Origin of the sequence: Streptomyces venezuelae (assembly GCF_008642275.1) — a bacterium.
GTDB lineage: Bacteria > Actinomycetota > Actinomycetes > Streptomycetales > Streptomycetaceae > Streptomyces > Streptomyces venezuelae_E.
Genome location: NZ_CP029189.1, coordinates 4185434 through 4205309 on the forward strand (window position 1 = coordinate 4185434; position 19876 = coordinate 4205309).

The window sequence follows — 19876 nt, forward strand, 5'->3', positions numbered from 1 at the left end:
CCCCCCAGGTTCTAGCCTGGGGGGCGCGGCACATTTGTACGACCGCGCGTGCGGACAGGAACGAGGATGAGATGACCGACCCAGTGACCCTGAGCGGTGACGAGGGCAGGATCGGCGAGTTCGATGAGAAGCGCGCGGAGGCGGCGGTCCGCGAACTGCTGATCGCGGTCGGCGAGGACCCGGACCGCGAGGGCCTCCTGGAGACCCCGGCGCGCGTGGCGCGGTCGTACCGGGAGATATTCGCGGGCCTGTACCAGAAGCCCGAAGAGGTCCTGACGACGACGTTCGACCTGGGCCACGACGAGATGGTCCTGGTGAAGGACATCGAGGTCATGAGTTCCTGTGAACACCACCTGGTCCCCTTCCACGGGGTGGCGCACGTCGGCTACATCCCGTCCACCGACGGCAAGATCACCGGCCTGTCGAAGCTGGCCCGCCTCGTGGACGTGTTCGCCCGCCGACCGCAGGTGCAGGAGCGGCTGACCACGCAGATCGCGGACTCCCTGATGGAGATCCTGGACCCGCGCGGGGTCATCGTGGTCATCGAGTGCGAGCACATGTGCATGACCATGCGCGGCGTGCGCAAGCCCGGCGCGAAGACCATCACCTCGGCGGTCCGCGGCCAGCTCCGCGATCCCGCCACCCGTAACGAGGCCATGAGCCTGATCATGGCCCGCTGAGCCGGTGCTCCGGCCGGCCGGCTGGGAGCCGCTGAGCGAGGACGTACGGCGGACCCTTGAGCTGTTGCTGGCCGGGGACTCGGACGACGAGAGGCGTTTCCGGGCCCAGATCCCGTACACGGTGATGCGCGCGAGCGACTGCGCGTGTCCGTGCGTGTACCTGGACGTGGACACGGACGCCGTGGCGGCGGTCCCGACGGAGAAGCGGACGGCCGTGGTGGCCGGGGCCTCCCTCTGCGACGCCGACGGGGGGTACGACGGCTCGGTGTCGCTCTTCGCGGTCGACGGTGCCCTCGCGGACCTGCAGTTCTGCGACTGGGAGGACGAGGGGCCGGGCGGCCGCAGGCTCTGGGAGTGGCTGGGGTACGTGTACCCCGGTTAAGCCCCCGGGCCCCCGGGCCCCCGGCCGCCGCTCTCTCAGGCCTTCGCCGGGGCCTTGGCCGGGTCGTCGTCCTCCGGGAGCTTGAGCACGCGCTCCAGGAACAGGGCGGCGGCGATGACCGCCAGGCCCGCCAGGACCGAGAAGCCGGCGTACCAGGCCTGGTCGCGGCGGGCGGGGACGTCGAGGGCGTCGGTCAGCAGGTAGACGCCCACACCCCCGTACATCCCCGCCACCAGCGCCGCCACCAGGGCACTGGCCTGGCCGAAGACCACCGCGCGGGCCGCCATCAGCGGCTCCACGCCCTTGGCGCCCGGGCGGCGCTCGCGCTGCGCCTTGAGGCGGGCGCGCATGGACAGGGCCGTGGCCAGCAGCACCGCCGCGATGACGCCCAGGACGATCGGCGCGGCCAGCGGAACGCCCGGCAGGGTGCCGTACGCGCTCCACAGCCGCGCGCCCGCCCAGGACAGGACCCCGGCGACCACGAAGGTGCCCGCCAGGACCCCCGGCCTCAGTTGCTTCACTAGCCCGTTCCCCACTTCTCAGCTTCGGCGAGTAGCCGTGAACAGGCTAACGACTACTCGGGGAGGTGGAGTTCCAGGTCGGTGCGCGGCGTCACGCCGGCGAGGCCGATTTCGGCCAGCAGCGCCGTGACCGGTCCGCGGCCCGGGATCTGGGCCTCCGGGTCGATGTCGTGCCAGGGGGCCAGGACGAAGGCACGCTGGTGGGCGCGCGGGTGCGGGAGGGTGAGCACCGGGTCGTCGGAGACCCGGTCGGCGTACGCGACGATGTCCACGTCGATCGTGCGCGGGCCCCAGCGCTCCTCGCGGACGCGGTCGAACGCCTCCTCGACGGCGTGCGCGCGCTCCAGGAGCGAGGACGGCGGCAGGGTGGTCTTCACGGCGACGACCGCGTTGAGGTACGAGGGCTGCGAGCCGGGCTCGACGCCCCACGGCTCGGTCTCGTAGACGGGGGAGACGGCCTTGACCCGCATGCCGGGGGTGTCGCCGAGGGCGTCGATGGCGCCCTGGAGGGTCTCCAGCCGGTTGCCGAGGTTCGCGCCGAGCGCGATCACGGCCCATTTGGGGTTGGACAGGGTCACGTCCGCCGCGTCGACCGTCTCGACGACGGAGGCGGGTACCGGCTGGACGGTGGGGTCGCTCGGTGCGTTCAGTCCGTTGTTCATGCGCGGCTCCGGGTGATCGTGATGGTCACGTCGTCGAAGGGGACGGTGATGGGCGCGTCCGGCTTGTGGACGACGACCTCCACCTGCGCCACCGCTTCGTGCTTGAGGCACTGCTGGGCGATTCGCTCGGCCAGGGTTTCGATCAGGTCGACGGGCTCGCCTTGGACGACATCGACGACCTCTTCGGCTACTACCCCGTAATGCACGGTCTTCGCCAGGTCGTCTCCGGCCGCCGCGGGACGGGTGTCGAGGTGCAGCACGAGGTCGACGATGAAGGTCTGGCCCTCCTCGCGTTCCCGGGGGAAGACGCCGTGGTGCCCGCGAGCCTTGAGGCCGCGCAGCGCGACACGATCCACGCGAATCACTCCTGCTTTCGTAGGTGCTTCCGGTCCCGGGGCTCCCCGGGGCCATGGCTGCGCCGAGTGCGGTCGGCGTCGTCCGTCTTCGAATTTACCTGCGAAATAGTCCGGGTCCCGCCGGAGGGGTCAGGAGGCGTCCTCCTCCTCGTCGTCGTCGGACTCCGTGAGGACGGGAGAACCGTGGTGGGACCAGAGCCGCCAGCCCTCGGATGTGCGTCGGAACACATTCGTGGCGACGACCAGCTGACCGACGAGCGGGCCGAGCTCGCCGCCGTCCTCGGCGGGTCCGCCGCTGAGGATGTTCTCCGTACAGGTGACGAGGGCGGTATCGCCTATGACGGCGACTTTCGTGTCGGTGAGGAAGAACTGGATGTAGTCGGTGTGCGACATGATCAGCGCGTACGAGCGCAGAACCTCGCCGCGGCCCGAGAGCACCGGCCAGCCGGGGTGGACGCAGGAGATCTCGTCCTCCAGCCAGAGCGCCGACAGTGAGTCGAAGTCCCCCCGCTCCATTGCCTCGTAGAAGGCCGTGTTGACCTCTTCGACCGCCTCGATGTCGGTTCTGCTCACGGTGCTCCTTGTCGGTGGGGACGGGTCAGAGTGCGCCTTCCACGGCACGAGCCACTCGAACCGCGTCCGCGGTGGCCCGTACCTCGTGCACCCGTACGGCCCAGGCGCCCTGGTGGGCGGCGATCGCGGAGACGGCGGCCGTGGCCGCGTCCCGTTCGCGGGCGGGCGGCGGGGTGGTGTCGGCCCCGCCGGCCAGGACCCGGCCGAGGAAACGCTTCCTCGACGCGGCGACCAGCAGCGGGAAGCCCAGAGCGCGCAGTTCGGGCAGGTGGGCGACGAGGGCCAGATCGTGCTCGGCGTTCTTCGCGAAGCCGAGTCCGGGGTCGACGACGATCCGCTCGGGGGCGATCCCGCCGGCCACCACCGCGTCGATCCGGGTCCGCAGCTCGGCGGTGACCTCGGCGAGCACGTCGTCGTAGACGGCCAGGCTGTTCATGCCGGCGCTGAAGCCGCGCCAGTGCATCACCACGAAGGGCACCTCGGCGGCGGCGACGGCCGGGATCATCCCGGGGTCGGCCAGTCCGCCGCTGACGTCGTTGACCAGGGCCGCGCCGGCCTCGACGGCCCGGGCGGCGACGGTCGCGCGCATGGTGTCCACGGAGACGGCGACGCCTTCGGAGGCGAGGCCGCGGACCACGGGGACGACCCGGCGCAGCTCCTCCTCCTCGTCGACCCGGGAGGCGCCGGGGCGGGTGGACTCGCCGCCGACGTCGACGAGGTCGGCGCCGTGCTCGACGAGGTCGAGGCCGCGCTTGACCGCGGCGGTGGTGTCGAACCAGCGGCCGCCGTCGGAGAAGGAGTCGGGGGTGACGTTGACGACGCCCATGACCGCGCAGCGGTCCCAGTCAGGCAGACCTGCGACCCGGCCCCTGCCGGTGGCTCCGCGCTTCGTGTTCATAGGTCCAAGGGTAGGGCTGACCTGGATACGACAGGGCCCCGGCGGCTCGCGACCGCCGGGGCCCTGGACGGGCACGTGCGAGGGCTACGCCGCCTGGACCTCGCGCTCCGCCTGCTTGGGCACGGCCGTCATGTGGGTGTGCGTGCAGGTGCGCACCGGCTTGGGACGGCGGCGGCTGGCGAAGAGCCGGGGCAGGGCCACCGTGACGAAGCCCTCGGCCTGCATCACGGCGAAGCCGATGCGGGGCAGGTCGCGGCTGTTGCGGTAGACCATGAAGCGCGGCTCCCAGCGGGGGCGGAACTTCTCGTTGAACTTGTAGAGCGACTCGATCTGGAACCAGCGGGAGAGGAAGACCAGCAGGCCGCGCCACATCCGCAGGACCGGGCCGGCGCCGATCTTCTCGCCGCGGGCGAGGGCCGCGCGGAACATCGCGAAGTTCAGCGAGACCTTCTCGATCTTCAGCTCGGGAGCGGCCTGCAGGGAGGCGACGATCAGCAGCTCGTTCATGCCGGGGTCGGCGGCGCGGTCGCGGCGCATCAGCTCCAGCGACATGCCGTCCTTGCCCCACGGCACGAAGTGCAGGACGGCCTTCAGGTCGCCGAACGGGCTGGTGTCGCCCTCCTCGACGCGGTGCGCGGTGGCGATGAAGCAGTCGCCGTCGCCCTCCTCGCCGACCCGGCCCAGAGCCATCGAGAAGCCGCGCTCGGTGTCGGTGCCGCGCCAGGCCTCGGCCGCGCCGCGGACCCGCTCCAGCTCCTCGTCGGTCAGCTCGCTGACGCGGCGGACCTGGGTGGTGTAGCCGTTGCGCTCGATGCGCTTCACCATCTGGCGGACATTGCGCATGGGACGGCCCGCGAGGGAGAAGTCTTTGACATCGACAATCGCCTCGTCACCCAGCTCCAGGGCGTCCAGACCGGTCTCGCGGGTCCAGACCTCGCCACCGGTCTCGCTGCAGCCCACGACGGCCGGGGTCCACGAGTGGGCCTTGGCCTCCTCCATGAACCGCTCGATCGCGCCCGGCCAGGCCTCGACGTCGCCGATGGGGTCGCCGGAGGCGAGCATCACGCCGGACACGACGCGGTAGGTGACGGCGGCCTTGCCGCTGGGGGAGAAGACGACGGCCTTGTCGCGGCGGAGCGCGAAGTGGCCGAGCGAGTCGCGGCCGCCGTGCTTGGCGAGCAGCTCGCGCAGCTTGTCCTCGTCGTCGGAGGTGAGCCGGGCGGCCGGGTGCTCGGGGCGGAAGGCCAGGTACATGGTGGTGAGCGCGGTCAGCATGCCGAGCGCACCGAGCGAGTAGCCGACGGTCCAGGAGACCGTGCCCGCGTAGTCGACGGGGCCCTCGAAGCCGAAGAGGCCGTAGACGACGTGCGTGATCTGCTCGTAGAGGCCCGGGTTGCCGACCACGCGGTTCGGGTGGACGTTCACGATGAGCAGGCCGAGCCCGATGGAGCCGGCGCTCATCAGTACGAAGTTGGCGAGCGCCTTCCAGCGGCTGCGCGGGTCGGGCAGCGCCTTGAATTCACTCTGGTGGCGCAGCATCAGCGCGAAGAGCACCGCCGCGATGATCACGCCGGGGATCGAGTGCCGGTAGAGGAACTGCGCCACGGCGCCGGCGGGCAGCAGTACGACCGCCGCCCGCCAGGCCCGGCGCTTGCGCCGCTTGAGGCCGTGCGCGAGCAGCAGGAGCAGTACGCCCGCGCTGATGGCGAGGGCCGCTGCGAAGGGGCCGAACACCGGCAGCACCTCGGCGACCGCGTGGATCCGGCTGTGCCGGAAGCGCGGGAACACCCCTGCCGCGATGTCCAGAAGGCCGACGATCATGACGGCCGTACCTACCAGGCCGGGCACCGACTCCGGCTGTGGGCCTCGGAGGATTCGGCGGACCCTGCTCGGAACCTGTCCCGACTTATCGCCATCTATCCTGCTAGACATCGCTTCCCGTTGCTCCGCGAGAGATCATGTGGCCGAAGGCCGCGACAGCCTCCGGTGTGTGGTGCGTCCCTTAGGACGACATCGACGAGGAGCGGGTTCACTCTTTCGTCGGAAAAAAACAGTCCTGCCACCAGAAAGTCGACTGACTGCTCATGGGTCTCACCAGTAATACGGTTCTGGCGCTGGCCATCCTCGCCGGTGTGCTGCTCTTCGCGGCCACGGTGTGGTTCTGGCCGAAGCTCTCGGGCCGCACCTGGCGCGCGTTCGCCGGCCGGATCGGTCTGCTGCTGGCGACCCAGCTGGCGCTGTTCTCGGCTGTGGGGCTGGCGGCTAACAAGTCGTTCCTCTTCTACGGTTCCTGGGCCGACCTGCTCGGTCAGGAGACGTCCATGGGCAAGGTCGTCGACCACTCGATGAGCAGCAAGGACATCAAGGTCGTCGACAAGCAGAAGCTGGACGTACCCGGTGGCGCCAAGCCCCAGGTCGGTGGTCAGATCCTGAAGGTTGCCATAACCGGGCAGAAGTCGAAGATAACGAGCCCCGGCTACGTCTGGCTCCCGCCGGAGTACTTCCAGCCCCAGCACAAGGACCAGAACTTCCCCGCGTCCATCGTCCTGACGGGCTACCCGGGCACCGCCGAGAACCTCATCAAAGGGCTCGACTACCCCATGAAGGCCTTCAGCCTGTCCAAGTCGGGCAAGATGAAGCCGATGATCCTGGTCATGCTGCGCCCGACCGTGGCGCCGCCGCGTGACACCGAGTGCGTCGACATACCCGGTGGCCCGCAGACCGAGACCTTCTTCGGGGTGGACCTCCCGCAGGCCATCCAGGACACCTTCCGGGTCGGCAAGAAGCCCCAGAACATGGGCTTCATCGGCAACTCCACGGGCGGCTACTGCGCTCTGAAGATCGCCGCGCACTACCCGCAGACCTTCGGCGCCGCCGCGGGTCTGTCCGCGTACTACGAGGCCCCGGACGACCCGACGACCGGTGACCTGTTCCACGGGGACGAGAAGCTGAAGAAGCGTGCGGACGTGCTGCACAGCATCGAGCACAAGAAGCCGACCGGTACGTCCTTCCTCGTGACCAGCAGCGAGAAGGGCGAGCCGAACCTCGCCGACACCCGGAAGTTCATCAAGAAGGTGCAGGGCCCGGACCGGGTCTCGTCCATCATCCTCGACAGCGGTGGCCACAACTTCAACACGTGGCGACGTGAGATCCCGCCGATGCTGATGTGGATGAGCGGCCGCATCGAGGCCTGACCCGCCGCGCGCCGCCCCGGCGTGCGCACGACCGCCCGACGCTCCCGTGACCGGCCTCCCGAGGCCGGTCACAGCTGTTTCCGGGGCCGCCCGGCGCGCCCCCGGCAGCCCCTAGGCCTCCTGCAACTGGGCCCGGCGCAGCGCCCGGTGGACGCCCTCCGGGGTCAGTACGCCGACCAGCGCGCCGGATTGCGGATCCGTGACCCCGATCCGCCCCGAGTCCTCCTGCAGCAGGGCGGCGAGCGCCTCGCGCAGGGTCGCGCCCAGCTCCACCGAGGCCTCGGGGTCCTTCCCCTGCGCCGCGTCCAGGTCGGCCGCCTCGACCGCGGTGACCGCGAGCCGCTTGAGCCCCCGGTCGGCGCCGACGAAGGAGGCCACGTAGTCGGTGGCGGGCGCCCCGAGCACCGCCGCCGGGCGGGCGAACTGCTCGATGGTTCCGGTTCCGTAGACCGCGATGCGGTCGCCGAGCCGGATCGCCTCCTCCAGGTCGTGCGTGACCAGCAGGATCGTCTTGCGCACCGTCTTCTGCAGGGTCAGGAACTCGTTCTGCAGCCGCTCGCGCACCACCGGGTCCACCGCGCCGAACGGCTCGTCCATCAGCAGCACCGGCGGATCGGCGGCGAGCGCGCGGGCCACGCCGACGCGCTGGCGCTGCCCGCCGGACAGCTGCTCCGGGTACCGGCCGCCGTACACGGCCGGGTCCAGACCGACCAGTTCCAGCAGTTCGGCGGCCCGGGCGCGGGCCCGGGCCTTCGGGGTGCCGATCAGCTGCGGCACGGTCGCCGTGTTCTCCAGCACCGTCTTGTGCGGGAACAGCCCGACCTGCTGGATGACGTACCCGATGCGGCGGCGCAGCTCGACGGGATCGGCGGCCGCGATGTCCTCGCCGTTCAGCAGGATCCGGCCGGAGGTGGGGTCGATCAGCCGGTTGACCATCTTCATCGTGGTCGTCTTGCCGCAGCCGGACGGTCCCACGAGCGTGACCAGCTCCCCCTCCGCCACCTCGAAGGACAGGTCCTCGACGGCTGTCGTCCCGTCGGGGTAGCGCTTGGTCACGTGCTCGAATCGGATCACACGACCATCTTTCCGTACGACGGCCGCCGATATGTGAATGGCGTGTTGCCCCACTGCGAAGGAATCCGGCCATCGAGGGCCGTGGGGGTTAGGGTCGCTGTGACGGGTGAGCATGAAGACGTGCGTTCGAATGACGGGGGAGGGGCATGGCAGCGCAGAACTGCCTCGTGGCGAACGACTGGATCTGCTGGGACTACGTCACCTCCCGCTCCCAGGAACTCACCGACGCCACCCTCGAACACGTCTGGATCACCGGCGTGTCGGTCCTGATCGGCATAGCCGTGTCCGTGCCGCTCGCCCTGCTGGCCCGCCGGGGCCGCCGCTGGGCGGCGCCCGTCCTGGGCCTGACCACGCTCCTCTACACGGTCCCCTCACTGGCCATGTTCTCCCTGCTGCTGCCGGTTTTCGGACTTTCGGCGGCGCTGGTGGTGACCGGGCTGGTGCTGTACTCGCTGACGATCCTGGTCCGCAACGTCCTGGCCGGCCTGGAAGCGGTGCCCGAGGACGTACGGGAGGCCGCCCGCGGCCTGGGATACGGCCCGGGGCGCCTGCTGTGGCAGGTCGAGCTGCCGCTCGCGCTGCCCGCACTGCTCGCCGGGGTCCGGATCGCCACCGTCTCGACGGTCGCGCTGACCACGGTCGGCTCCATCGTCGGCAAGGGCGGTCTCGGCAACCTCATCGCCCCGGCCGTGAACAGCTCCTTCAAGGCCCAGGTGCTCACCGCCTCGGTGCTGTGCGTGCTGCTCGCGCTCGTGGCCGACCTGCTGCTGCTCGGCGTACAGCGGCTGCTCACCCCGTGGACCCGGGCCGGCGCCGGTGCCCGGTCCGGGTCCCGGTCCGGCGCCCGCCCCGCGGCCCCGGCCCAGGCAGCGGCTCCGGCTCCGGCTCCGGCGAAGGAGGCCTGACACCGTGGGCGTCATCGGAGAAGCCTGGAACTGGCTGGCGAACGGCGCCAACTGGGCGGGCGAGAGCGGCGTCTGGCACCGGCTCGGCGAGCACGTCTACGTCAGCGCGGTCGCCCTCGCGATCGCCTGCGCGGTGGCCCTGCCGGTCGGCCTGTTCCTCGGCCACCTCGGCAAGGGCGGCACCCTCGCGATCAACATCTCCAACATCGGCCGGGCCGTCCCCGTCTTCGCGGTGCTGGCGCTGTTCATGGTCTCCCCGCTGCGCAACGCCGGCTACCTGCCCACCATCGCCGCGCTCGTGCTCTTCGCCGTCCCGCCGCTGCTGACCAACGCCTACGTCGGCATGCGCGAGGTGGACCGTTCCGTGGTGGAGGCCGCCCGGGGCATGGGCATGTCCGGGATCCAGCTCTTCCTGCGCGTCGAACTGCCGCTCGCGCGCGCCATGGTCATGACCGGGCTGCGCTCGGGCGCCGTCCAGGTCGTCGCCACGGCCACCATCGCCGCGATGGTCGGCCAGGGCGGGCTCGGCCGGATCATCACCGCCGGCTTCAACACGTACAACACCCCGCAGGTCGTAGCGGGCGCCCTGCTGGTGGCCGCGCTCGCCCTGCTGGTGGAGGGCGCGCTGGTGGCGGCCGACCGGCTGCTGCTCCCGCGGGCCACGTCCCGCTGATTCCTGTCCATCGCCTCGAACGGAGTACCTCCATGACCAAGACCACGCGCGCCCTCGGCGCGTCCCTGGGCGCCCTGGCCCTGTCGGTGTCCCTGGCCGCGTGCGGCGGCGACAGCCTGGAGAAGAGCAAGGACGGCGGTTCGGCCTCCGCCGACTCCTCCTCGTCCGGGGGCGGCGGCAAGGGCAGCCTGGTGATCGGCGCGGCCGGGTTCACCGAGTCGAACGTGCTGGCCGAGCTGTACGCGCAGGTCCTGAAGGACGCCGGCTACAGCACCTCGGTCAAGACGGTCAACAACCGTGAGCTGTACGAACCGTCCCTGGAGAAGGGCGAGATCGACGTCGTCCCGGAGTACGCGGCCACGCTCGCGGAGTTCCTCAACGCCAAGGTGAACGGCCCCAAGGCCCCCGAGGAGAAGCCGGTCGCCTCCAGCGACGTCGCGGCGACGGTGGCGGGCCTGGAGAAGCTCGCGGCCCCGCTCGGCCTGAAGGCGCTGGCCGCCGGTGAGGCGGTCGACCAGAACGCATTCGCCGTGACCAGGGAATTCGCCGAGAAGAACAACCTGAAGACGCTTTCCGATCTTGGAAAGTCCGGACTCAAGGTGAAGATCGCGGCGGGCGACGAATGCAGCGTCCGGCCCTTCTGCGCTCCGGGGTTGACCAAGACGTACGGAATTCAGGTTTCCGGTGTGGACCCGAAGGGCGTCGGCACCCCGCAGGCCAAGCAGGCGGTCAAGGACGGCGCCGACCAGCTCGTCCTCACCACGACCACCGACGCCACCCTCGACGGCTACGGCCTGGTCCTGCTGGAGGACGACAAGAAGCTCCAGAACGCCGACAACGTCCTGCCGGTGGTCAACGCCAAGGACGCCGGAGCCCCGGAGGTCGCCGCCGCGCTCGACAAGCTGACCAAGGCGCTCACGACGGCCGACCTGGTCGACCTGAACCGCAAGGTGGACGCCGAGCGCGCCAAGCCGGCCGACGTCGCGAAGGCCTACCTGGAGTCCAAGGGCCTGCTGAAGAAGTAGCGCGCACGGGGCCGGCGGGGAAAAGTGGCCCAACTGCCCGGGAAGAGTTTGCCGGGCGGGTATCCCACTCGACCCCCATGCCCTGTAAATTTCGGGCCATGCCCCGTGGACGCCACCGCAATCCCGAACCCCTGCACCGGCTGCTCACGCCGACGACCGTGGCCGGTGTATCCGTCGTCGGCGCCGGCGCGGCCTGGCTGCTGGCGGAACCGATGGCGCTCCGGCTCCTCGTGGCCGTCACGGCGGCGGCCGGGGTCGCCGGCGCCGTCGTCATGCGCGCCTGGGACCGCTCGGCGGGCCGCCGCGTCGCCGAGCTCGCGCGCGAGCGGGTCAAGGACGAGTGGCGGACCGACGAGCGGATAGCCGAGCTCGAATCCGACCTCGAAGAGGCCCGGATGCTGCGGGCCAGGCTGGACGCCAAGCTGCGCGCCAAGCGGGTCGAACTGGCCGGTCTGCGCGGCGAGCACGCGGCCTTGCTGCGGCGGTACGCGACCGCCGAGACCGAGCGCGCCAGCGCCCTGGAGGGCCGCCGGCTGCTGGCCATCGAGGCCTCCGCGGCGCCGGCCGCCGCGCCGAAGGAACTTCCGGCCGTCACCGAGGAGCGCACTTCGGCGGGCGCGCCCACCGCGGTCGGCTACGCCCGGGCCCACTCGGCCCTGGAGGCGCTGGCCCGCAGGCGGCAGGCGGCGCGGGCACTGCCCGCGGGACCGTCCGCCCCGGAGCCCGACCCCGGTCCCGGCCGCGGCCACGCCCCCGCTGCCGCGTCCTCGGTGCCCGCGCGCCGTCCGGCGGCCGCGGTGGCCCCGTACGCGGCCCAGCGGCGCAGCGCCTCGCGCGTCGAGGGCGGCTTCGACTTCTTCGGCACCAAGAACGCGGCGCAGGCCCGTGCGGTGATCGAGGCGGTGCAGAACGAGGACCTGGCCGACGTGGTCGGCGCGGAGGCCCTCGCGGTGCACAAGGCCGAGTCCGCCCAGGCCGTTGCGGCCGATCCGGAGTTCAAGCCGGCGACCGACGAGACCCGCGCGGTGGGTCAGGTCATCGACCTGACCGCCCATGACGAGACCGAGCCGATCGACGTGGTCCGCCTCCGCACCGCGATCTCCTAGGCCGTCTCTTCCGGAGCCGCCTTCAGAACAGCGGGAGTTGGCCCGGGACGTCGGGGAGCGCGAAGCCGTCCAGGGTCGGCGCGGAGGCGCCGAGCGCCACCCTGGCCCGGGACCCGGGGCAGGACACCAGGTCGCCGCGCCCCCGCCCGGAAGGCGGATCGTGGCGGGCGATCCGTCCGGCGGTGACGGCGCAGTCGCGGCCGCAGGAGGGGCAGGCCCGGCGGGGAGAGTGGGACATGCGGCCCAGTCTGCCCTGCCGCACCGACATCAGTCCTGCTGTGAGGCGAGCCAGGCCTCGTGCGCCCGCTGGATCCGGTCCCACAGCGCCGACCGGTCATCCGGTGTCAGGTCGTCGAGCTCCCGCCCGAAGACCGTGGCCATGACCTCGAAGAGCTCCTCCGGGGAGGAGATCTCCCGCTTGTCCGTCCCGCCCTGCGGGTCGATGTGGAGCAGGATCCGGCCGTGCAGCCGGTCGACGGCCCCGGCACCGCGCCGCAGCATGAAGAAGGACTGCAGGAAGGGGGAGTCCGCGGCGGTGGACAGCCGCAGGTGCTCGTCCTCGAAGTCGGCCATCGCCGCGGGGGCCGAGCGGAAGTGCATCGCGGGGAAGGGCGAGCTCTCGTTGAGGAAGGTCCAGCCCGTGTCGGGCCGGTCCGCGCTGCCGAACGGCCGCAGGCCGTAGCGGAAGCCCCGTTCGTAGCGGCCCTCGCGCAGGGGCAGCGGCTCCGGCGGGCCGTCGCCCAGGCCGACGTCCACCAGGTAGGCCTGGCCGTCGATCCGTACGGTCAGGGTGAGGTGGTCGCCGCTCACCTCGTGGGAGTCCGGATCCGAGCTCATGCCCCCGACGTGGAGCGTCACGTCGTAGCCGAGGTGCTCCAGCAGCGCCCCGAAGGCGCCGTTGAGGTGGAAGCAGTAGCCGCCGCGCCCGGCGGCGATGCGGCGCGCGGACAGCTCGGGGTCGATGCCCGGCGGCCGGCCCAGCTGGATCTCGGTGTTCTCGAAGGGGATCCGCTCCAGATGGGCCCGCGTGAGCGCGAACAGCCCTTCGACGGAGGGGGATCCGGGTGCGGTGATGCCGATCCGACCCAGGTACGCGGCGTACGTGTCAGAAATGATCATGGGGATCAGCCTAGGACGTCCCCTATTTGTCGATGTCGCCGACCACGAAGAAGAGCGAGCCCAGGATCGCCACCATGTCGGCGACCAGCTGCCCCGGCAGCAGCACGGCCAGCGCCTGGATGTTGTTGTACGAGGCGCTGCGCAGCTTCAGCCGGTACGGGGTCTTCTCGCCCTTGGAGACGAGGTAGTAGCCGTTGATGCCGAGCGGGTTCTCGGTCCAGGCGTAGGTGTGCCCCTCGGGTGCCTTCAGGACCTTGGGCAGCCGCTGGTTGATCGGCCCGGGCGGGAGGTCGTCCATCCGGTCCAGGCAGGCCACGGCCAGGTCGAGCGCGTTGTGGGTCTGGTCCAGCAGGCACTCGAAGCGGGCCAGGCAGTCGCCCTCGGTGCGGGTGATCACCTTCAGGACGTCCTGGAGCTCGCCGTAGGCCAGGTACGGCTCGTCGCGCCGCAGGTCGAAGTCGACACCGGAGGCGCGGGCGATCGGGCCGGAGACCCCGTACGCGTGCACCGCCTCGGCGGACAGCACGCCGACCCCGCGGGTACGGGCGCGGAAGATCTCGTTCCCGTGGACCAGCCTGTCGTAGACGTCCATCCGGGACCGGACGTCCGCGATCGCGGTGCGGGCCCGGCCGAGCCAGCCGGCCGGGAGGTCCTCCTTGAGGCCGCCGACCCGGTTGAACATGTAGTGCATACGGCCGCCGGAGATCTCCTCCATGACGGCCTGGAGCTCCTCGCGCTCGCGGAAGGCGTGGAAGATCGGGGTGATCCCGCCCAGTTCGAGGGGGTACGAGCCGAGGAACATCAGGTGGTTCAGCACCCGGTTCAGCTCGGCCAGCAGCGTCCGCATCCACACGGCCCGCTCGGGGACCTCCATGCCGAGCATCCGCTCGACGGCCATGACGACGCCCAGCTCGTTCGAGAACGCGGACAGCCAGTCGTGGCGGTTCGCGAGCATCACGATCTGCCGGTAGTCACGGGCCTCGAAGAGCTTCTCCGCACCGCGGTGCATGTACCCGACCACCGGTTCGGCGCTGACGATCCGCTCGCCGTCCAGGACGAGGCGCAGGCGCAGCACGCCGTGCGTGGAAGGGTGCTGGGGGCCGATGTTGAGCACCATGTCGGTGCTCTCCGCCGCTCCGCCGATGCCGACCGTGGTCTCCGTCATGCGGGCATTGTCTCAGCCCTAGGCTGGACGCATGGAAACGGGGACGATGGGTGAGACGGACGGACCCGCGTGGGTCGGGCTGCCCGGCGGGCTGCTCACCCTGCGGCGGACGCTGCTGCTGATATGGACGGTGCTGCTCGCCGCCGTGACCGCCGTCGTGCTCGGGCTGACGCTCGGTCCGGCGTGGGCGGCCCTCGGCGCGTTCTGGCTCGCGGTCCTGGCCTGGGGCTGGGTGCTCCTCGGCCGGAACTGGCGGTCCTGGCGCTACGCCGAGCGCGCGGACGACCTGCTGATCAGCAGGGGCGTGCTGTGGCGGGAGGAGACCGTGGTGCCGTACGGGCGGATGCAGCTGGTCGAGGTCACCTCCGGCCCGCTGGAGCGCCGCTTCGGCCTGGCCTCGGTGCAGCTGCACACGGCCGCGGCGGCCAGCGATGCCAAGATCCCCGGGCTGGTGCCGGCCGAGGCGGAGCGGTTGCGCGACCGGCTCACCGCCCTCGGCGAGGCAAGGTCGGCGGGCCTGTGACCTCCGGTCCGGTGGACGGTGAGCCGGTGACCTCGGGTCCGGGGGACGAGCCTGTGACCTCCGGTCGGGTGGACGGTGGGCTGGTGACCTCGGGTCCGGGAAACGAGCCTGTGACCTCGGGTCGGGTGGACGGTGGGCCGGTGACCTCGGGTCCGGGGGACGAGCCTGTGACCTCGGGTCGGGTGGACGGTGAGCCGGTGACCTCGGGTTCGGGGGACGAGCGTGTGACCTCGGGTCCGGTGGACGGTGGGCCGGTGACCTGCGGTTCGGGCGGCGCTCGGCCCCGGCCCGACGCTCGCGCGGCGCGGGAACGGGCCGAGCCTGCCGCAGGTCAACGACCCTCTGCTTCCGAGCCTGCGGCAGGCGTACGGTCTGCCGCAGGCGAACGCCCCGCCGGTACCGAGCCCGCCGCCGGTGAACGGCCCGCCGCTGCCGAGCCCGCGGCAGGCGGACGGCCCGCCGTTGCCGAGCCCGCGGCAGGCGGACGGCCCGCCGTTGCCGAGCCCGCGGCAGGCGTACGGCCCGCCGGCACCGAGCCCGCCGCAGGCGAACGGCCCGCCGCGGGCGAACGCCCCGCCGGCACCGACCCCGCCGCAGGTGAACGGCCCTCCACCGCCGAGCCCGCGGCAGGCGTACGGCGCGCCGCAGGCGAACGGCGGTTGCATCCCTTTACCCCGCTGCGCCGCGCCTGGGTGCCGATCGCCGCGACCGTCGGTGTGATCGCCCAGCAGGGCGACCAGGCCGGGCGGTGGGTGGCCGACCTGTCCGGCCTCCTGCGGGTGGCGGCGGTGGCGGGCCTGATCATGGTGTTCGGCGCCTACGGATTCCTCAGCTGGTGGTTCACCCACTACGCCGTCACCGACACCGAACTGCGCATCCGCAGCGGGCTCTTCTTCCGCCGCACCGCGCACATCCGCCTCGACCGGCTGCAGGCCGTGGACGTCACCCGCCCGCTCCTGGCCCGGCTGACCGGCGTCGCCAGTCTCCGCCTCGACGTCATCGGCACCGAGGAGAAGGACCAGCTGTCCTTCCTCGGCGAGAAGGAGGCCGTCGCCCTGCGCGCCGAGCTCCTCGCCCGGGCGGCCGGCTTCGCCCCCGAGGAGGCCGTGAGCCTGGGCGAGGCCCCCGAGCGCGAGCTGCTGCGCGTGACCCCGCGCGAACTCGTCGTGTCGCTGCTGCTCAACCTGGGCGTCTGGGCCCTGCTGGTCCCGGGGCTCACCGTGCCGGCCCTCGTCTGGTGGCTCAGCTCCAGCCCGTGGGCGGCCCTCGTCGCCGTGCTCCCGATGCTCGGCGCCGTCTGGGCGGGCACCGCGGGCCGCTTCCTCACCGAGTACGACTGGCGGGTCGCGGAGTCCCCGGACGGGCTGCGTCTGGACCACGGACTGCTGGACCGGGCCCACGAGACCGTGCCGCCGGGGCGCGTGCAGTGCGTACGGATCGTGGAGCCGCTGCTGTGGCGGCGGCGCGGCCTGGTCCGGGTGGAGCTGAAGGTGGCGGGATCGAGCAACACGGTCCTGATCCCGGTGGCCGCGCAGGACGCCGCCTTCGCCATGATCGCCCGGGTGCTGCCCGGGGTGGACCTGGCGGCCCTGTCCTTCTCCGGCTCCCCGCGGACCGGGTCCCGCTGGGTGGTCCCGGTGTGGTGGAAGGGCTACGCCCTGGCGCTCTCCCCGGAGGTGTTCGCCGCCCGCCACGGCCGCCTGTGCCGGCGTACGGACGTCGTCCCGCACGCCAAGGTGCAGAGCGTCCGCCACACGCAGGGACCGTGGGCGCGGGCCCGCGGCGTCGCGGACGTCCACGTGGACACCGGAGCGAACTGCACCGTCACGGCCCGGCTCCGCCCGGAGCCGGAGGCCGCGGCCCTGCTGTACGCGCAGGCCGCCCGCTCCCGCACCTCCCGGGCCGCGGCCCGGCCGGACCGCTGGATGACGGCACCGGACCCGGGGGCGTAGCGGGCAGAGCCCGGCGGGGGCGGCGGACGGCGGGCGGGTACGGCTATCCGGCCCCGCCGCCCGCGCGGACCAGGCCCGTCTCGTACGCGAGCACGACCACCTGGACCCGGTCGCGCAGCCCCAGCTTGGTCAGGATCCGGCCCACGTGGGTCTTCACGGTGGCCTCCGACAGGACCAGCCGGGCCGCGATCTCACCGTTCGACAGGCCCTGCGCCACCAGCAGCATGACCTCGCGCTCGCGCTCCGTCAGCCGCTCGATGTCCTTGTTCTGCGGCTCCTGCGTGGTCGTCGGCAGCATCGGCGCGAAGCGGTCCAGCAGGCGCCGCGTCGTGGACGGGGCCACCACCGCGTCCCCGCTGTGCACCGAGCGGATGGCCGCGAGGAGCTCGCCCGGCGGGACGTCCTTCAGCATGAATCCGCTCGCGCCCGCCTTGAGACCCGAGAAGGCGTACTCGTCCAGGTCGAAGGTGGTCAGGATGATCACCTTCGGGTGCTCCTCCGGCTCGCAGATCCGCCGCGTCGCCTCCACACCGTCCAGCCTGGGCATGCGGACGTCCATCAGCACCACGTCCACCTTCGTGGCCCGCAGCACCTCCAGCGCCTCCAGGCCGTCGCCCGCCTCGGCGACGACCTCCATGTCCGGCTGGGCGGCGAGCACCATACGGAAGCCGGTGCGCAGCAGGACCTGGTCGTCGACCAGCATCACTCGGATGGACATCAGTACCTCGTCCTCGTCATCTCTTCTTCAGGGGCAGCAGTGCGCTGATCCGGAAGCCGCCGCCGGGCCGCGGCCCCGCGTCCAGGGTTCCGCCGACCATACCGATCCGCTCGCGCATGCCGATCAGCCCGTGCCCGGCGCCGTCCGCGCCGCCGTCCTCGTACAGCTCGTGGGCCGCGCCCCGGCCGTCGTCCTCGACCAGCAGGCCGAGGCCGTCGTCGAAGTAGACCAGCCGGACGCTGGCCTTCGCCTCGGGGCCGCCGTGCTTGCGGGTGTTGGTCAGCGCCTCCTGCACGATCCGGTACGCCGTCAGCTCGACCCCGCTGGGCAGCCGCCGGGGCGTTCCCTCGACCTCGAAGTCCACCGAGAGCCCCGCCGTCCGTACCTGCTCGACCAGGACCTCGATCTGCTCGACGTCCGGCTGGGGCACGTAGTCCTCGGACTCCTGGGGTTCGCCGGTGCGCAGGACGCCCAGCAGCCGCCGCATCTCGGCCAGCGCCTGGCGCCCGGTGCCGGAGATGGTCTGGAGGGCTTCCTTGGCCTGCTCGGGAGCCACGTCCATGACGTATGCGGCCCCGTCCGCCTGGACCACCATCACCGAGACGTTGTGCGCGACGACGTCGTGCAGCTCGCGGGCGATCCGGGCGCGCTCGGCGGCCACGGCCACCTTGGCCTGGGCCTCGCGCTGGTTCTCCAGGCGCTGGTTCCGCTCGACGAGCTGGGCGTAGTAGGCCCGGCGGGTGCGCAGGGAGTCGCCGAGCACCCAGGCGAGGGCGAACGGGACGATCGCGAAGAGCACGGAGAGGGCGTTGTCGCGCAGGTTGCCCTGGTCCACCGCGAAGCGCACGGCGTACAGGGGGGAGGCGACGAATCCGATGGCGAACGCGGTACGGGACATCCGGCGCGAGACCTCGGAGGAGGCGGCGACCGTGTACAGGATGATCAGCATCGCGACGTCGGCGGGATTCACGTCGGTGTGGGTGATCAGCTTGTAGACGCCGGTGCCGACGGCGAGCCAGAACATCGCCGGTGTCCACTTGCGGCGCAGGGCCACCACGACACTCATCGCGACGACCGCGGGGACGGCGAGCAGCCGTGCGGTGGTGCTGTGGGAACTGTCGTCGGCGACCTGCAGCATCCCGATCCCGAAGAGGAGGACAGCCCAGAAGCTGTCGACGCCCGTCGGGTGTCTGCGGAGGAAGTCGTAGAGGCGCTGCACGTAACCCAGAGTAGGGAACGCAGATAGGTGCTGGAGTCAACCAGAGGTTCGAACCTGGCACCGGGGCCGTACTCCCCAAGGTGGACGGTGAGCTTAGCCTTTGTCCGGTGAGCTCTCAGGGTGAAGGTGCGACCGCGGTCCGGTGGCGCGTGGCGATGGAGGCCGCGCTGTACGGGCCCGACGGCTTCTACGTGCGCCCCGGCGGGCCGGGACCAGCCGGACACTTCCGTACCTCCGTGCACGCCTCCCCGCTGTACGCCGCGGCCGTGGCCCGGCTGCTGCGGTGGGTGGACGCCGAGCTCGGGCACCCGGCGCGGCTGGACCTGGTCGATGTCGGGGCCGGGCGGGGGGAGCTGCTGGCCGGGGTGCTCGCCGCGCTGGAGCCGCGGACGGCCGCGCGGGTGCGCCCGTACGCCGTGGAACGGGCGGAGCGGCCCGCCGGGCTCGACCCGCGCATCCACTGGGCCGAGGCCCCGCCCGAAGGGGCGACGGGCCTGCTCTTCGCCAACGAATGGCTGGACAACGTGCCGCTGGAGGTCGCCGAGGACGGGCGGTACGTGCTGGTCGCCCCGGACGGTACGGAGCGTGCGGGCGGCCCGCTGGACGGCCCGGACCGGGCCTGGCTGGAGCGCTGGTGGCCGGGCGGCGGCCGCAGCGAGATCGGCCGGGCCCGTGACGAGGCCTGGGCGGCCGCCGCCGGGTCCCTGGAGCGGGGACTTGCGGTCGCGGTGGACTACGCCCACACCCGGGGCGCGCGGCCCCCGTACGGCACCCTGACGGGCTTTCGCGGCGGCCGGGAGGTCCCGCCGGTGCCGGACGGCTCCTGCGACGTCACCGCCCACGTGGCCCTGGACTCCTGTGCGGGACCGGGGGCGGTGCTGCTGACCCAGCGCGAGGCACTGGCCGCGCTCGGCGTCTCGGGCGCCCGGCCCCCGCTCGCCCTGGCCTCGGCGGACCCGGTGGCCTACGTACGGGCCCTGTCCTCGGCCGGCGAGGCGGCGGAGCTCACGGACCGCGCCGGGCTGGGGGCCTTCGGCTGGCTGGTCCAGCCCGTCGGCATCCAGGCCCCTGCGTGGCCGGGCGCACGTACGGCGCACTGACCGGCCGGGCACGCGCGGAGGGCCGGGATCC

22 protein-coding genes are annotated in these 19876 nt (G+C 72.1%); 10 read left to right on the forward strand and 12 right to left on the reverse strand.

Going from position 1 to position 19876, the window contains the following annotated elements; all coding sequences use genetic code 11:
* Nucleotides 1–71: 71 nt before the first annotated feature.
* Both folE and DEJ51_RS18500 read left to right on the forward strand, forming a co-directional pair.
* Nucleotides 72–680: a GTP cyclohydrolase I FolE gene (gene folE / locus DEJ51_RS18495; RefSeq protein WP_150258587.1), complete on the forward strand. Its 609-nt coding sequence runs from the start codon at nucleotides 72–74 to the stop codon at nucleotides 678–680.
* Between the two features lie 4 nt (nucleotides 681–684).
* Entirely contained in the window at nucleotides 685–1062 is a 378-nt protein-coding gene (locus DEJ51_RS18500; protein WP_150258588.1) for a hypothetical protein, read from the forward strand.
* Nucleotides 1063–1097: 35 nt separating this feature from the next.
* On the opposite strand, the gene DEJ51_RS18505 is transcribed toward DEJ51_RS18500, so the two are convergent.
* The 6 genes from DEJ51_RS18505 to DEJ51_RS18530 form a co-directional block, all read right to left on the reverse strand.
* Nucleotides 1098–1583, reverse strand: coding sequence for a DUF3180 domain-containing protein (locus DEJ51_RS18505; RefSeq protein ID WP_150258589.1), 486 nt, complete (start codon nucleotides 1581–1583; stop codon nucleotides 1098–1100).
* Between the two features lie 53 nt (nucleotides 1584–1636).
* Complete coding sequence (gene folK, locus DEJ51_RS18510) at nucleotides 1637–2245, reverse strand: 2-amino-4-hydroxy-6-hydroxymethyldihydropteridine diphosphokinase (protein WP_150258590.1); 609 nt, start codon at nucleotides 2243–2245, stop codon at nucleotides 1637–1639.
* Nucleotides 2242–2601: a dihydroneopterin aldolase gene (gene folB / locus DEJ51_RS18515; protein WP_030010912.1), complete on the reverse strand. Its 360-nt coding sequence runs from the start codon at nucleotides 2599–2601 to the stop codon at nucleotides 2242–2244. The genes folK and folB overlap by 4 nt, the downstream gene beginning before the upstream one ends.
* 129 nt (nucleotides 2602–2730) lie before the next feature.
* Complete coding sequence (locus DEJ51_RS18520; RefSeq protein ID WP_030726966.1) at nucleotides 2731–3174, reverse strand: nuclear transport factor 2 family protein; 444 nt, start codon at nucleotides 3172–3174, stop codon at nucleotides 2731–2733.
* A 25-nt stretch (nucleotides 3175–3199) separates the two neighbouring features.
* On the reverse strand, nucleotides 3200–4072 hold the full coding sequence (folP, locus tag DEJ51_RS18525; RefSeq protein WP_150258591.1) for a dihydropteroate synthase: 873 nt from the start codon (nucleotides 4070–4072) through the stop codon (nucleotides 3200–3202).
* An 84-nt stretch (nucleotides 4073–4156) separates the two neighbouring features.
* A complete protein-coding gene (locus DEJ51_RS18530) occupies nucleotides 4157–6004 on the reverse strand; it encodes a phosphatidylglycerol lysyltransferase domain-containing protein (RefSeq protein ID WP_150258592.1) in 1848 nt (615 codons plus the stop codon).
* Nucleotides 6005–6156: 152 nt separating this feature from the next.
* On the opposite strand from DEJ51_RS18530, the gene DEJ51_RS18535 reads away from it, so the two are divergent.
* A complete protein-coding gene (locus DEJ51_RS18535) occupies nucleotides 6157–7266 on the forward strand; it encodes an alpha/beta hydrolase (protein ID WP_150258593.1) in 1110 nt (369 codons plus the stop codon).
* A 111-nt stretch (nucleotides 7267–7377) separates the two neighbouring features.
* Here the strand turns inward: DEJ51_RS18535 and DEJ51_RS18540 are convergent, their stop codons facing one another.
* Nucleotides 7378–8340, reverse strand: a complete 963-nt coding sequence (locus DEJ51_RS18540) for an ABC transporter ATP-binding protein (RefSeq protein ID WP_150258594.1) — start codon at nucleotides 8338–8340, stop codon at nucleotides 7378–7380.
* A gap of 146 nt (nucleotides 8341–8486) precedes the next feature.
* On the opposite strand from DEJ51_RS18540, the gene DEJ51_RS18545 reads away from it, so the two are divergent.
* The 4 genes from DEJ51_RS18545 to DEJ51_RS18560 all read left to right on the forward strand — a co-directional run bounded on the left by DEJ51_RS18545 (nucleotide 8487) and on the right by DEJ51_RS18560 (nucleotide 12049).
* Entirely contained in the window at nucleotides 8487–9245 is a 759-nt protein-coding gene (locus DEJ51_RS18545) for an ABC transporter permease (protein WP_150258595.1), read from the forward strand.
* Nucleotides 9246–9249: 4 nt separating this feature from the next.
* Complete coding sequence (locus DEJ51_RS18550) at nucleotides 9250–9918, forward strand: ABC transporter permease (RefSeq protein ID WP_150258596.1); 669 nt, start codon at nucleotides 9250–9252, stop codon at nucleotides 9916–9918.
* Between the two features lie 32 nt (nucleotides 9919–9950).
* A complete protein-coding gene (locus DEJ51_RS18555) occupies nucleotides 9951–10943 on the forward strand; it encodes an ABC transporter substrate-binding protein (RefSeq protein WP_150258597.1) in 993 nt (330 codons plus the stop codon).
* Nucleotides 10944–11041: 98 nt separating this feature from the next.
* Nucleotides 11042–12049 carry a hypothetical protein gene (locus DEJ51_RS18560; RefSeq protein ID WP_150258598.1) on the forward strand — a complete coding sequence of 336 codons (1008 nt, stop codon included), beginning with the start codon at nucleotides 11042–11044 and terminating at the stop codon, nucleotides 12047–12049.
* A 22-nt stretch (nucleotides 12050–12071) separates the two neighbouring features.
* Here DEJ51_RS18560 and DEJ51_RS18565 read toward each other — a convergent pair whose 3' ends face one another.
* From DEJ51_RS18565 to DEJ51_RS18575, 3 genes are read right to left on the reverse strand one after another with little or no spacing between them, the layout of a single operon-like run.
* Nucleotides 12072–12287, reverse strand: coding sequence for a hypothetical protein (locus tag DEJ51_RS18565; RefSeq protein ID WP_150258599.1), 216 nt, complete (start codon nucleotides 12285–12287; stop codon nucleotides 12072–12074).
* Between the two features lie 29 nt (nucleotides 12288–12316).
* A complete protein-coding gene (locus tag DEJ51_RS18570; RefSeq protein ID WP_150258600.1) occupies nucleotides 12317–13168 on the reverse strand; it encodes an arylamine N-acetyltransferase family protein in 852 nt (283 codons plus the stop codon).
* A 22-nt stretch (nucleotides 13169–13190) separates the two neighbouring features.
* The gene (locus tag DEJ51_RS18575; protein WP_150258601.1) at nucleotides 13191–14333 is read right to left on the reverse strand and encodes an NADH-quinone oxidoreductase subunit D; all 1143 of its coding nucleotides are present in this window, start codon (nucleotides 14331–14333) and stop codon (nucleotides 13191–13193) included.
* Between the two features lie 31 nt (nucleotides 14334–14364).
* Here DEJ51_RS18575 and DEJ51_RS18580 point away from each other — a divergent pair, with 31 nt between their 5' ends.
* Both DEJ51_RS18580 and DEJ51_RS18585 read left to right on the forward strand, forming a co-directional pair.
* Nucleotides 14365–14856: a PH domain-containing protein gene (locus DEJ51_RS18580; protein WP_150258602.1), complete on the forward strand. Its 492-nt coding sequence runs from the start codon at nucleotides 14365–14367 to the stop codon at nucleotides 14854–14856.
* Between the two features lie 659 nt (nucleotides 14857–15515).
* Nucleotides 15516–16808, forward strand: a complete 1293-nt coding sequence (locus DEJ51_RS18585; protein ID WP_190620466.1) for a PH domain-containing protein — start codon at nucleotides 15516–15518, stop codon at nucleotides 16806–16808.
* 43 nt (nucleotides 16809–16851) lie between these two features.
* Here DEJ51_RS18585 and DEJ51_RS18590 read toward each other — a convergent pair whose 3' ends face one another.
* Complete coding sequence (locus DEJ51_RS18590) at nucleotides 16852–17526, reverse strand: response regulator (protein WP_150258603.1); 675 nt, start codon at nucleotides 17524–17526, stop codon at nucleotides 16852–16854.
* Between the two features lie 16 nt (nucleotides 17527–17542).
* Nucleotides 17543–18745 (reverse strand): sensor histidine kinase, encoded by a 1203-nt coding sequence (locus tag DEJ51_RS18595; RefSeq protein ID WP_150258604.1) that lies wholly within the window; start codon nucleotides 18743–18745, stop codon nucleotides 17543–17545.
* A 155-nt stretch (nucleotides 18746–18900) separates the two neighbouring features.
* Here DEJ51_RS18595 and DEJ51_RS18600 point away from each other — a divergent pair, with 155 nt between their 5' ends.
* The gene (locus DEJ51_RS18600) at nucleotides 18901–19845 is read left to right on the forward strand and encodes an SAM-dependent methyltransferase (RefSeq protein ID WP_150262000.1); all 945 of its coding nucleotides are present in this window, start codon (nucleotides 18901–18903) and stop codon (nucleotides 19843–19845) included.
* The last annotated feature ends 31 nt before the right edge of the window (nucleotides 19846–19876 follow it).